Below are 13,268 nucleotides of genomic sequence, written 5' to 3'. Positions count from 1 at the left end.
AGGATAAAGAATTAACCAAGAAATTAGACAAAGCGCTTAATTTAATAGACATCAAGCTTCTTGATCATATTATTATCTCTCCATTTGATGAATACCTCTCTCTAAAGGATGGAGGCATCTTCTAAACTTCAAAACAACAAATGACTTATCAGAAATGGTAGGTCATTTTTCATTTATTAATAATTTAAATTTTAAAACTATGAATTTTAATTTTCAAGGTACAGATGTTGTACCGTTCAATCAACCAGCTACAACAGATTCAAACAAAGTAGCTAAAAGACCATTTGTAGAAGCTAATACAGAAGAGGTTAGTTTATCTTTTCTAAAAAACAAGTGCATTATTCCAGTTTTCACAAAAGATAACGAAACTACACTTTCACACCAGGAGTTTATTGATACCACTTGGAATGCTGTAAAGAGTATATTTCCTAATGAAGTCATAGAAGAACCTGAAATTAGGGTAAGTCATCAGATAAAAGGTAGAACTCCTGATGCAATTCATATTCCAGTAAAGGACTTGCAGGAACATCAGAAAACTACGTATTATGAACGTATGGCTTTCATCATTAGAATTCCATCTATTACAGAAACAATAAATGGCAATACTCTTGCTTTGACTGTTGGTGGAGTTCGTGCGCTCAATACAGAAAATCTGTATAACAAAAAGACGTATGAGAAATTTAAAATTTTTATAGGTTTCCAGAATATGGTGTGCTGCAACCTTTGCGTATCTACAGATGGTTTCAAAGAGGAATTAAAAGCTATGTCTGCTATTGATTTAGAAGATAAAATACTGCAACTTTTTACTTCCTATAACATGCACCGACACATTCACTCTATGGAGCAACTTACTGAATATTCTCTTTCAGAATCTCAGTTTGCACAGTTAATAGGTAAGAGTAGATTGTACAATTTCCTACCTAAAAAAGAGAAGTTGTTGCTTCCTGAATTACTCCTTACAGATGGTCATCTTACAACTGTTGCAAAAGACTATTATCAAGATGAAAGTTTCTGTAAAGATGAAAGTGGAGACATTAACCTATGGAATTTCTATAACCTATTAACAGGTTCTAACAAGTCTTCCTATGTTGATACGTTTCTTGATAGAGGTGTAAATGCTTTTCATTTTGCAGAAGGTGTATCTCATGCGCTTAATAATAGAAGTTCAAAGCATGCATGGTTCATTCAATAATACATTACAGGGGTTGGTGTAATAGCTAGCCTCTTTTTATAAATTTTAAAATCTTATACAATGGAAATATTTATATACATACTACTTTATATAGTACTATGCTATTTTGCAGGTCTTTTTATTATAACTTTCTGTTCTACTGAAAAAGTTAGCTCTTTATCAATATTTGAAATTACAAAGTACGGTTTTTACTCCCTTTCATTTATTGTAATGCTTATAGCTGTAATTGTAATAACACTACTTAGATAAAATTATAAAAAACAAGAGGTTGGAAATATTTCAGCCTCTTAATATATTTTCTACAAGTATGAGTTGTAACTAATATTATTTTTTTAGTAAATCAGACAATAATATAAGTTGCTCTTTTAGATCTTTAATGTGGTTTTCATATGCTTTTCTTTCATTTTCAGATATACCAGTCATATACATTACAGTAGATGCTTGCCCTCCTTGTTGTTGGAAATTTTGTAAAATATAAGTATCTTCTTCACCTATAACACTTGTTAAAGACACACCTAAAATTAGACTTAACTCCTTTAACCTGTTTAATGTAGCGTTTTCTGGATTTTGTTCAATCCTACTTAATGCTTGTTGAGTAATGTTCAACTGACTAGCAACATATTCTTGACTGTATCCCAAGCTCTCTCTGAGTACTTTGATACGATTAGCTTTAAACTTTTCTTTGTTAGTGTTTTCCATGATGCTAAGATAATAATTCATTTGTAATTTACAAATACCTATTGTAGGATTTTATTGTCGCTTTATATTAATTTGTATAAATCTACTCAATAATGAAAAAACTTATTCTTTTATCTACTTTAACTATGAAAAAAATTATTCTAATATTAACTCTTTCTTCTCTTTTATTTAGCTGTAGTAATGGTGGAAATGCAAGCAATAATGACAACAATCCCCCATTAACAGCAACACCTGTCAATGATATTGATGGAAATACCTATAACACAGTAGTAATTGGCTCACAAGTTTGGACGCAAAGAAATTTAGATGTTACGCATTACAGAAATGGGGATGTCATTCCTCAAGTAACAAATGAAATACAATGGAATCACCTTACATCTGGTGCATGGTGCTATTATAACAATGACCCTGCAAATGCTTCTTATGGGAAGCTATATAATGCCTATGCTGTTTATGACCCAAGAGGACTTGCACCACAAGGATATCATATCCCAAGTAAAAGTGAATTTAATGCTCTGATTAATCAATGTCATTACATAATGCAGAGTCATTCTATAGTGACATCAATTGATGTGTTACTTAGAGAAACTGGATTTGCACATTGGGGAGACCCTAATCCTGCAACAAATGAAACAGGTTTTACTGCTTTAGGGTCTGGATATAGAGCAATAGATGAAGATGGTAATGGCAACGTTACTTACAATCATTTTGAATACTTAAAAGGCATGTCATGTATGTGGACATCAACACCTTTTCCAGGAAGTGCGCTTAGAACTCAAAGTTTTAATATCTATTCACAAGGAGAACCCAATACTGCTTTTGCTAGTTACAATAAATGTGGGTATTCTGTTAGATGTATTAAGGATTAATAATTTTTAATAAAAACTAATTCTCATAATACTACTATTTTGAAGTGAGGCATACAGTCAAAACCTTCATTGACAAATTTTCTCCTTTATTTAACTCACAATATATTTTATGATAGATAATTTTGACCAAGAATTAAACATTCAATCTAAAATTTGTATAGAAAATATCAATAATAGAAATGTAGATAATTTAGCCTTTAATCAACTTATCAATAGATTAGTTAATCTTTATTTATATGATTATGATGAAGATCCTGAAATGCTTCTTACTAAGAAACTTTTTAGTTGTCAAGCTACAGGCAACTATGGTTTATGCCTTTTTGCATCACTTCAAACAAATATTATAAATGATGAAGATATAATTCCATTAACCGCATATATTGCCCATTGGGCAATTACTAACCATATGAAATTTTATGGCAAAACTAATGAGTTACTATTGTATAGAGGATTAATAGTTAATGAATATAAAAAATATTTCATCCATGAATATAAAAAAGTATGTGCAAAAAAATATGATACTCATAGCATTATGTATGTAACAGAGATAAATAGTGCTGAATCAACTATAGATGCTCTGTTTATGAATGATTTATATTCTGTAAAAGAACATTATTCATTTTATGATGATAATAAAGAAAAATATTTTTTAAGATTATCTATGATTCAAAACCAAACTTATTTTGAAGAAATCCACAATTCTCTTATTGATTCATTAATAGAAGAAGTCTTAAGTCAACAATTTGAGTAATTTACAAAAAGAAATTTAAAGTGTATGTTGCAAATTACTGATTCAAAGGGAAATGAAGTTGAAGTTTTTGAGTTTGACTTAGGAAAATATAATTGGAAAGAAGCAAATGGACTTTGTAAAAATTTAGGAGAAAACTGGAGATTACCAACTACAGATGAACTTAGATTGATATATGAAAACCTTCACTGCAAAAAGTTAGGCAACTTTGAAGAAGATATTTATTGGTCATCAGAAACTTTAACAGATTTTGGAAATAAAAAAATATTTGATATGATTGGAATGGCTAAAATTGTCAATTTAAGGTATGGTCATATTAAATTTCCTGAAGAAATAATATCTAAAGAATATTTAGTGCGCCCAGTAAAATATTTACATAAAAAAGTTTCATTAGAATTCCATTATAGATGCAGGGAATGTTTAATTGGTAGTTCAACTCATGAAATGATAATGTTTGATGATTTTAATATTCCTTTTAAATATGGACAATCAGAATATTTTGCTGGAGAAAAGCTTAAAGAATTATTAAACAAAAATTGTAATCATTGTTTTTCAAAAGACATTGAATACTTTGATATCATGTTTAATAAAAAAAGCATGTTTGAAGAAAAAAGATTTAATTCTCAATTTAATGATTACTTTGAAATATTTTTAGATAATGAAAATGGAGTTATTAGCACAAATATATCAGGGGCAAAGTATCTTAGTAACAAATTCAAACAAAAACTAATTATTGTATTAAAAAGTTTATTAAATAAATATTTAAATGATACTCAAAACATGCATAATTATGGTAATTTTCATTTTTTATTTAGAGGATATGTCAATAATGGCAATCAGGCATTTAGAACAGAAAGATTGATAAATAGTGGCATTCCATATATAGAATTAGAAAAAATTATAACTAGAACTATAAACATTCTTGAAACATTATAATCAATCACAAAAGAATTAAACAAAAAAAATACCCTAGAAAATGTCAATACTATTTTACCTTAAATCACTCTTTACAAAATCTCCAAATACTCCTTACAAAGAGTGTGAGAGAACAATAAGAAGGCTTGGCTATAAAAAACAGAGTGAAGGCACCTTTATAAATGAAAGTTCAAGTGGTAGAACAGTGATTTGGCTATCAGAGGAAGGTGTTAGAATTAAAGTATATGCTCATGGGTATGGAGAATCTGATTTTTTACCTGCACCTTTGCCAGATAAAGCAACTTTAAAAAGTTTTATTAGAAGTAATGAGTTATAATATTTACTTTTATACTAATATCCTAAAAATAACTTATGAGTACATTTTTATTAATAACTACCGTAGTTGTATTAAGTATAATAATCATAAAGCTATTTACTGAAATAAGCAGGTTAAAAAACAAGCTTAGCAAACTACAAGAGGAACTTAATAAAAAAGTTGCAGCTGTTAATCAAGTTCAAATAACTTCTCCAACAACTGATAGTACAAAGTCAACTACTAAAAATAAGCGAGCTACTACAAGAAAAAAAGTAGTAAAACCAGAGAGTAAAGAACAAGAACCTTTACAAGATAAAAATACTAACCCAGAAACTCCTTCACTTAATCCATTTCTATATCATGCAGATAATTTTGGAGAAATGAGAAAAGGTGTAGTTATTGAAAATATTACTTACACTTATGATAAAAAAGGTGGAGGTGATGATTTTGAAATTCAACCAGATACTAAAAAGTAGGAATTAATATTCTTGATAGAATAAAAAATAACTACTAAATTTGACAAAAATAATGTTTAACACAGCATGCAGAGTGCAAAAAGTGTGTACATAAATTTGAATGATTGTTGTGATGGTTTACTACTAAAGGAATACAGGGGAAAGTGGCAGTAGTTTATGAGTCAGGTGCTCTAACCAACTGAGCTATAGGACCGGTTAAGAGGTTGCAATATTACTACTATTTTTAATTTATTGCAAGTGTTTTTTATTTTTTGATGCAATTGATACCCAACAAATGTATAACATTAAGGAAATCAACCCCCTTTACTCCATTTCCTGACATAATTCTATCAAAACTCCATTGGTGGTTTTGGGATGTAAGATATATAGGTTGCTACTGTAAGTATTTATTCTTGAAAATCTTCTCCTAATTGTACGCTTTTGTTTCAGGGCAGGACCTATTGTTTGTTTCGTTATGCTAAAATTTATACAGGATTTGATAATGGATTGTAAATAATTTTGTTAGATTTGTTTTAAGATGATTTTTCGGCACAGATTGTAACCCTAAATCTGCGCTAATGAATACTGCGAAGAATGAAAAGAGAACAAATAAAGATATCCATACGTTTTTTCAATGACCGTGAGGTTCGAGCTACTTGGGACAATGAACATGCCAAGTGGTGGTTCAGTGTATTAGATATTGTAGGAGTGCTGAATGAAGAGTCGGACTATACAAAAATTCGAAACTATTGGAAATACCTAAAAGCTAAGTTAAAAAAAGAAGACAACCAGTTGGTTAGTGCCACTACCCAACTGAAATTAACGGCATCAGACGGTAAAAAGTACAAAACCGATATGTTGGATAGTTCGGGTATTATGGAACTATCCAAAAGTTTTCCAAATAACAAGGCTACTAAATTTTTAGATTGGTTCTTGTATAGTGACACCAGCATTGACGGACAAAGTAAAAAGAAAGCATACACGTTTTTTGAAAGCAATTTAATAAACGAATTTGAAGTAGGTACCGCCAAGGGTTTGCAACAAATCCACGCTTATCTATTTGGTGGCTTGTATGATTTTGCTGGTCAAATCAGAGAAAAAAGTATTTCAAAAGGAGGTTATCGGTTTGTGTATGCACAGCACTTAATAAACACATTGCAACAAATAGATACCATGCCTCAAACCACTCTAGAGGAAATAATTTTAAAGTATGCTGAAATGAACAAGGCACATCCTTTCATGGAAGGTAATGGCAGAAGCACAAGAATATGGCTGGATTTGATACTGAAAAAACAACTTAAAAAATGTGTCGACTGGAGTAAAATAAAAAAAGACAACTACATGAACGCTATGATCATTAGCACATTGGATAGTAGTGTATTAATGCAATTAATAAAAATCGCACTCACTTCTAAAATTAACAATAGGGAAATGTTTATGAAGGGCATTGATTATTCTTATTACTACGAAGAGTGATAAAGAAAAGCCTTGAAAAACAATGTTTAAATCTCAAAAAATAGCTGCTGAGATTAGCAAAAATAGAGCAAAATCTGAAAAAGAATATCTATTTTGTAGAATTAGAAAACCAATCCCATTTACTCCATTTCCTGACACAATTCTATCAATACCCCATTGGTAGTTTTGGGATGTAAGAAGCAAACCAGTTTATTATCGGCACCTTTTTTAGGTACTTCATTCAACAAAACAAAGCCTTCTTCTTGCAAGCGCTTCATTTCGGCAACAATATCTTGCACATCAAAAGCAATATGATGGATGCCTTCGCCCTTTTTTTCTAGGAATTTTGCAATAGGACTCTCTGGGTTGGTTGCTTCTAATAATTCTATTTTATTAGGACCATTCCTAAAAAAGGACGTCTTCACTCCTTCACTCGCAACTTCCTCTTGTTTGTAAGAAGGTGCTCCGAATAATTTTTCGAAAAGCAAATTGGAGGTTTCCAAACTTTTCACTGCAATTCCTATGTGTTCTATTTTTTTCATGGGGAAAGGTTCTGAGGGTATGAGATACTAAGGTTCTAAGGTTCTAAGGTTCTGAGATTCTAAGAATCTAACGATCTAAAAATCTAAGATTCTAAAAATCTAATCATCTAATTTTCCGTAAAAATACTGCAAAATTCGTATATAAAACTTCAAAATAACAAACTTTGCGCCTTTGCACCTTTGTGGCTCTAAAAAAATCGTATTTTTGCCAAATGGAAACGAACAGACAGAAAAAAATAGGAGGCGTTCTACAAAATGATTTAGTAGATATTCTTCAAGGAGAAGTGAGAAAAAACGGACTTACCAACTTGGTGATTTCGGTTTCTAAAGTAGTTGTCACCACCGACTTAGGTGTGGCACGGGTATACATCAGTGTTTTTCCTCAAAACAGAGCAGAAGAAATACTAGCAGCAGTAAAATCGAATATGCCTTTAATCAAACACGATTTATCGCAACGCGTTAAATTGCAATTGCGCAAAGTGCCTAATCTTGCTTTTTACATCGACGACTCTTTAGATTATATTGAGAAAATTGACAACGCTCTTGCAGGTAAAGAAAACCCAATTACCAACAGAGAATTACTAGAAAAACGAAGAAGATCGTAAGTGAATTTCCCGCTATACATAGCCAAACGGTACCTTTTTAGCAAAAGCAAAAATAATGCTATCAACATTATTACCCGAATTGCTTCGGGAGGAATTATTGTTGGTGCCATGGCATTGTTTGTAGTACTATCGGTTTTTAGCGGATTGCGTGTTTTTAGTTTGTCCTTTTCTAATGATTTCGACCCCGATTTAAAGGTAAATTCTATTGCCGGAAAATCGTTTTTGCTAAACCCCGAGCAAGAACAGAAAATAAAAAACCATCCCGGAGTTGCTTCCTACAGCAAAATAATTGAAGAACGCGTGCTCTTTTCTTTTGACGGTAAACAACAAGTTGCTTACCTAAAGGGCGTAGATTCTAATTTTGTTAGAGTAAATAAAGCCTCCCAAAAATTATTCAATGGGCAATGGTTTCGACCAAATACCTATCAGGTGGTAATTGGCTACGGCATTTCGGAAAAACTTTCTCTTGGTTTATTTGATGTAAACAATGTATTGGAAGTCATGGCTCCCAAACCCGGGAAAGGGGATTTTTCTTCATTAAATCCAGAAGATTCTTTTACCAAATTAGCGTTGGTTCCAGTTGGAATTTATGCCATTAGCGAGGAATTGGATTCTAAATATGTCTTCGCCGATTTGGCTTTAACCCAAGAATTATTACAGTACCAACCCCACCAAATCTCGGGAATTGAAATACGAACCAAACCCAATGCTAATAATGCTGAAGTTATCGCTGCTATTACCAAAATCTATAACAATACGGTAGAAGTTAAAACGCGCGCCCAACTAAACGCCACTTTATATAAGATGCTGAATACCGAAAATATTGCGGTATATCTTATTTTTACTTTGGTAATCATTATTGCGCTTTTCAATTTGATTGGCGCACTTATCATGATGATTTTAGATAAAAAAGCCAACTTAAAAACATTGTTCAATTTGGGAACTGAAGTAAAAGATTTGCGTAAAATATTTTTGTTACAAGGAACACTTTTGAGTTTTTTTGGAGGAATTATTGGTTTACTTATTGGAATAATTATCGTTCTTGTGCAACAGCAATTTCAAATAATTATGGTAAACCCTTCCTTAGCTTACCCGGTGGTGTTTTCTATTCAAAATGTAGGGATTGTTTTTATTACAATTTTATTGCTAGGATTTATTGCAAGTGTTATTGCAAGTAGCCGTGTGACTAAAAAGTTATTGGATTAGAATTTTTTAAACCATTAAGAGATTAAGATTCATTAAGTATTTTACTAATTTTCTTATTAGTTTTACTTTTTACTGATGTTGGCTTAGTAAATAATTGGATCGGTATAAATATCCTGAATTTCATCCAATGCTTGAAACAAAACTTCAGGGTCTTCAATAGTTACCAGTTTCAATCGGTATTCTTTAAAGTTGGCAATGCCTTTGAAATAATTGGTATAATGACGACGCATTTCTACAATTCCAAGGCGTTCCCCTTTCCAATCCATAGACCAGGTTAAGTGGTTGCGAGCTGCTTCTACTCTATCGGTAATGGTTGGTTTTGCCAGATGTTCTCCAGTAGCAAAGTAGTGCTTGATTTCGTTAAAAATCCAAGGATAGCCAATGGCAGCACGACCTATCATCATGCCGTCGAGGCCGTATTTATTTTTATATTCTAATGCTTTTTCGGGAGAATCAATATCGCCATTACCAAAAATGGGCATGGTTATTCTAGGATTGTTTTTTATTCGTTGGATGTGACTCCAATCGGAATGGCCTTTATACATTTGTGCGCGCGTTCTTGCATGCACCGTCAAGGCTTGCACGCCAATATCTTGCAGTCGCTCGGCAACTTCATCAATATTTATAGAACTTTCGTCCCAACCCAAACGGGTTTTTACCGTTACCGGAAGATTGGTCCCTTTAATTACCGATTTGGTTAAACGCACCATCAAATCGACGTCTTTCAAAACTCCAGCACCAGCACCTTTACAAACTACTTTTTTTACAGGACAACCAAAATTAATATCCACCAAATCGGGTTGCACGGCATCTACAATTCGAGCTGATAGTTCCATGGCTTCTTCATCACCACCAAATATTTGAATTCCAACAGGGCGTTCGTAATCGAAAATGTCTAATTTCATTCGGCTTTTAACGGCATCGCGAATCAATCCTTCACTAGAAATAAATTCGGAGTACATTAAATCGGCACCATGCAATTTGCACAATCTACGAAATGGCGGATCGCTCACGTCTTCCATAGGAGCAAGTAGTAGTGGAAAATCAGGTAATATAATGTTGCCTATTTTGGGCATTGGTAGTAATTTTGGGCAAAGATAGAGGTTTTGAGAGAATAGAAAATAGATAATGGAAAAATAAGGTTTTACAATTTTAAACCATTAAGATAGTAAGGTCCATTAAGTCTTACTTTATTAAGCCTCACCACCAAATCCTCACCAAAGAAGAGGGGAGCCAAGACGCAACTATTTTAGTGTACGAATAAAAAATGTATTATATTTTGTCTCGCAAAGACACAAAGGCGCAATTAATCAGTAATTCCTTTGCGACTCTGCGCCTTTGCGAGAATAAAATATAAACTAAAGTCAAGCATTAATTTTTCTTAATTCCTTAATGGTTTAAAAGAATTAGTTTCAAAAGGTTTTGCAATTTTAATTTTTAAATAGTAAGTCTTATAAAAAGGAATACCCTGCAATCCGCCAATACTAATATAAATAGTAGAAATTTCTTTTTTTATTATAACTTCCTAATTCTTATATTTTTGGATGTTATAACAATAAAGGAATGCATTAAAATAGTGTGGGTACGAAGAAAATTCAATAAGATAGATTTGATTTTTTCTAGTTCTGAATAATGGTAACGTAATAAAATAACACTTACTTCTTTTTGATTGTATGCAAATATTAAATCTCCAAAATCCTTATCTTCTGTTAGAATAATTTTGGGCGGATTTTGGGCCAATTTAATAATCGCCACATCGGAAATCCCTCTATACTCATCGAATATTGAAACCGTTTCGATAGCATTTTCTCTTAACATTTCAATTATTGGCAAAGGAATATTTTCATCGGCAATAATCATTTTTTTTAAACGTCTAAAAGTTCTTCGTTACTAATAATAGTTGCAGCATATTCTAGTGCTGCGAGTATTTGCGCGGTTGTTAGGTGCGGATAAATTTTGACCAAATCGGGAACAGTAATACCCTCGGAAAGTTTTTTTAATATTAATTCTACTGTGATACGGGTTCCTTTAATTGTAGGTTTTCCATTCATTATTGCTCTGTTTCTAACAACTATTTCTTGTGTTACACTCATAATTAAAGTATTAAGTACACAAATATACTAAAGATTTTGTAATACTATTTACAAAAAACCGATTAACAATCGCTGCGGAACTAAGGCGCAATCCAAATCTTTGGTTTATATTTGCAGATTAAATCCTTAATAATTGGGGTTTGCGTTAGGGATTGCAGCGGCATCCTTTTGTGCAGCGGTAGCGGAACAAAAGATAGAGCGGAAAGCCCGACCAACAATGGAACGATAGTGGAATTGTGGTAACGCCCAAAAAATTGACAAAATTCGAGCATGAAAAATATAAGAAATTTTTGCATTATTGCACATATTGATCACGGAAAAAGTACGCTTGCGGACCGACTTCTTGGGGCAACCCAAACGGTTACTGCGCGGGAGGAAAAAGCGCAGTTGCTAGACAACATGGACTTGGAGCGCGAACGTGGGATTACCATTAAGAGTCATGCGATTCAGATGGAGTATACTTACAAAGGGGAAGAGTATGTCTTGAACCTTATTGATACTCCGGGACACGTAGATTTTTCTTACGAAGTGTCGCGGTCTATTGCGGCTTGCGAAGGCGCGCTTTTAATTGTAGATGCAGCACAAAGTATTCAGGCACAGACTATTTCTAACTTGTATTTGGCTTTAGAAAACGACTTGGAAATTATTCCGGTTTTGAATAAAGTGGATTTGCCAAGTGCTAATCCAGAAGAAGTTAGCGACGATATTATTGATTTATTAGGTTGCAAATTGGAGGATATTATTCACGCTTCGGGTAAAACTGGATTTGGTGTAGAAAATATTTTGGCTGCCATTATTGAAAAAATTCCTGCTCCAAAAGGAAATAAAGACGAACCCTTACAGGCATTGATTTTCGATTCGCATTACAATCCGTTTCGAGGTATTGAGGTTATTTTTCGTGTAAAAAACGGGGAAATAAGAAAAGGGCAAAAAATTAAATTCATGGCTACTGGCAATGAATATTTTGCCGATGAAGTGGGAACTTTGAAGTTGAATCAGGTTCCGAAAAGCGTTATTTCTACTGGAGATGTTGGGTATTTGATTTCTGGAATTAAAGAGGCGAAAGAAGTAAAAGTTGGGGATACCTTAACGGATGCTAAAACGCCAACCACCAATATGATTACGGGTTTTGAGGATGTAAAACCGATGGTATTTGCTGGGATTTACCCCGTTGATACCGAAGATTACGAAGATTTGCGTGCTTCAATGGAGAAACTGCAATTGAATGATGCTTCGTTGGTTTTTACGCCAGAAAGTTCGGCAGCATTAGGGTTTGGTTTTCGATGTGGATTCTTAGGAATGTTGCACCTGGAGATCATCCAAGAACGATTGGAACGCGAATACGATATGACGGTAATTACTACGGTTCCTAACGTTTCGTATTTGGCTTACACCAAAAAAGAACCGGATACTTCGTTTGTGATTAACAACCCTTCCGACTTGCCAGACCCATCTAAGTTAGACCGTGTGGAAGAACCGTATATTAAAGCAACCATCATTACCAAAGCCGATTATGTTGGAAATGTAATGAGTTTGTGTATTGAAAAACGTGGGGTTATTACCAACCAAACGTATTTGACCACCGAAAGAGTGGAATTGAATTTTGATATGCCTTTGGCCGAAATTGTATTTGATTTTTACGATAGATTGAAAACGGTTTCTAAAGGATATGCTTCATTTGATTATACGCCAATTGGGATGAAAGTATCCAAATTAGTGAAATTGGATGTTTTGTTAAACGCACAATCGGTGGATGCACTTTCGGCATTGATACACGAAAGTAATGCGTATAATATTGGTAAGAAAATGTGTGAAAAACTTCGGGAGTTGATTCCGAGACAGCAATTTGATATTCCGATTCAAGCGGCAATTGGAGCCAAAATTATTGCCCGTGAAACGATAAAAGCCTTACGTAAAGACGTTACTGCTAAATGTTATGGTGGGGATATTTCTCGTAAACGTAAACTTTTGGAAAAACAGAAAAAAGGTAAAAAGAGAATGCGTTTGGTAGGAAATGTTGAAATTCCGCAAGAGGCGTTTATGGCGGTGTTGAAGTTGAATGACTAGGAGGTACGAGGTACAAAATACGAAGTACGAAGTACAAAATACGAGGTACGAAGTACGAGGTACAAAATACGAAGTACGAAGTTTGAAATATATACAAACCCAATGA

General features: G+C 33.1%; 16 protein-coding genes. 11 read left to right on the top strand and 5 right to left on the bottom strand.

Going from position 1 to position 13,268, the window contains the following annotated elements; genetic code table 11:
• Together ACIQ2J_RS14440 and ACIQ2J_RS14435 are read left to right on the top strand one after the other, a co-directional pair.
• A partial coding sequence (locus tag ACIQ2J_RS14440; RefSeq protein WP_396171127.1) for a JAB domain-containing protein occupies positions 1-125 on the top strand: 125 nt, incomplete at its 5' end.
• Between the two features lie 74 nt (positions 126-199).
• On the top strand, positions 200-1,192 hold the full coding sequence (locus ACIQ2J_RS14435; RefSeq protein WP_396171125.1) for a DUF3871 family protein: 993 nt from the start codon (positions 200-202) through the stop codon (positions 1,190-1,192).
• A gap of 324 nt (positions 1,193-1,516) precedes the next feature.
• Here the strand turns inward: ACIQ2J_RS14435 and ACIQ2J_RS14430 are convergent, their stop codons facing one another.
• A complete protein-coding gene (locus ACIQ2J_RS14430) occupies positions 1,517-1,891 on the bottom strand; it encodes a helix-turn-helix domain-containing protein (RefSeq protein ID WP_396171123.1) in 375 nt (124 codons plus the stop codon).
• Positions 1,892-2,016: 125 nt separating this feature from the next.
• On the opposite strand from ACIQ2J_RS14430, the gene ACIQ2J_RS14425 reads away from it, so the two are divergent.
• From ACIQ2J_RS14425 to fic, 6 genes are all read left to right on the top strand, one after another.
• On the top strand, positions 2,017-2,760 hold the full coding sequence (locus ACIQ2J_RS14425; RefSeq protein WP_396171121.1) for a fibrobacter succinogenes major paralogous domain-containing protein: 744 nt from the start codon (positions 2,017-2,019) through the stop codon (positions 2,758-2,760).
• Between the two features lie 109 nt (positions 2,761-2,869).
• The gene (locus ACIQ2J_RS14420; protein ID WP_396171119.1) at positions 2,870-3,511 is read left to right on the top strand and encodes a hypothetical protein; all 642 of its coding nucleotides are present in this window, start codon (positions 2,870-2,872) and stop codon (positions 3,509-3,511) included.
• 24 nt (positions 3,512-3,535) lie between these two features.
• Positions 3,536-4,444, top strand: a complete 909-nt coding sequence (locus ACIQ2J_RS14415; RefSeq protein ID WP_396171117.1) for a hypothetical protein — start codon at positions 3,536-3,538, stop codon at positions 4,442-4,444.
• A gap of 40 nt (positions 4,445-4,484) precedes the next feature.
• Positions 4,485-4,760: a hypothetical protein gene (locus ACIQ2J_RS14410; protein WP_396171115.1), complete on the top strand. Its 276-nt coding sequence runs from the start codon at positions 4,485-4,487 to the stop codon at positions 4,758-4,760.
• Between the two features lie 35 nt (positions 4,761-4,795).
• Positions 4,796-5,215 carry a hypothetical protein gene (locus tag ACIQ2J_RS14405; protein ID WP_396171113.1) on the top strand — a complete coding sequence of 140 codons (420 nt, stop codon included), beginning with the start codon at positions 4,796-4,798 and terminating at the stop codon, positions 5,213-5,215.
• Positions 5,216-5,788: 573 nt separating this feature from the next.
• Positions 5,789-6,670: a protein adenylyltransferase Fic gene (fic, locus tag ACIQ2J_RS14400; RefSeq protein ID WP_396171111.1), complete on the top strand. Its 882-nt coding sequence runs from the start codon at positions 5,789-5,791 to the stop codon at positions 6,668-6,670.
• 119 nt (positions 6,671-6,789) lie between these two features.
• Here the strand turns inward: fic and mce are convergent, their stop codons facing one another.
• Complete coding sequence (mce, locus tag ACIQ2J_RS14395) at positions 6,790-7,191, bottom strand: methylmalonyl-CoA epimerase (RefSeq protein ID WP_396171109.1); 402 nt, start codon at positions 7,189-7,191, stop codon at positions 6,790-6,792.
• A gap of 212 nt (positions 7,192-7,403) precedes the next feature.
• Between mce and rbfA the strand changes: the two genes are divergently transcribed.
• The gene (rbfA, locus tag ACIQ2J_RS14390) at positions 7,404-7,796 is read left to right on the top strand and encodes a 30S ribosome-binding factor RbfA (protein WP_396171107.1); all 393 of its coding nucleotides are present in this window, start codon (positions 7,404-7,406) and stop codon (positions 7,794-7,796) included.
• Positions 7,797-9,002: an ABC transporter permease gene (locus tag ACIQ2J_RS14385; RefSeq protein WP_396171105.1), complete on the top strand. Its 1,206-nt coding sequence runs from the start codon at positions 7,797-7,799 to the stop codon at positions 9,000-9,002. It abuts the gene before it with no gap.
• Positions 9,003-9,085: 83 nt separating this feature from the next.
• On the opposite strand, the gene dusB is transcribed toward ACIQ2J_RS14385, so the two are convergent.
• From dusB to ACIQ2J_RS14370, 3 genes are all read right to left on the bottom strand, one after another.
• The gene (dusB, locus tag ACIQ2J_RS14380; protein ID WP_396171103.1) at positions 9,086-10,078 is read right to left on the bottom strand and encodes a tRNA dihydrouridine synthase DusB; all 993 of its coding nucleotides are present in this window, start codon (positions 10,076-10,078) and stop codon (positions 9,086-9,088) included.
• Positions 10,079-10,517: 439 nt separating this feature from the next.
• Positions 10,518-10,862, bottom strand: a complete 345-nt coding sequence (locus tag ACIQ2J_RS14375) for a DUF5615 family PIN-like protein (protein ID WP_396171101.1) — start codon at positions 10,860-10,862, stop codon at positions 10,518-10,520.
• A gap of 5 nt (positions 10,863-10,867) precedes the next feature.
• Positions 10,868-11,095, bottom strand: coding sequence for a DUF433 domain-containing protein (locus tag ACIQ2J_RS14370; protein ID WP_396171099.1), 228 nt, complete (start codon positions 11,093-11,095; stop codon positions 10,868-10,870).
• A 270-nt stretch (positions 11,096-11,365) separates the two neighbouring features.
• On the opposite strand from ACIQ2J_RS14370, the gene lepA reads away from it, so the two are divergent.
• Complete coding sequence (gene lepA, locus ACIQ2J_RS14365; protein ID WP_396171097.1) at positions 11,366-13,162, top strand: translation elongation factor 4; 1,797 nt, start codon at positions 11,366-11,368, stop codon at positions 13,160-13,162.
• The last annotated feature ends 106 nt before the right edge of the window (positions 13,163-13,268 follow it).

This window comes from Flavobacterium sp., from assembly GCF_044357305.1.
In the GTDB taxonomy this organism is placed as follows: Bacteria; Bacteroidota; Bacteroidia; order Flavobacteriales; family Flavobacteriaceae; genus Flavobacterium.
This window is presented reverse-complemented; position numbering and strand designations above follow the sequence as displayed.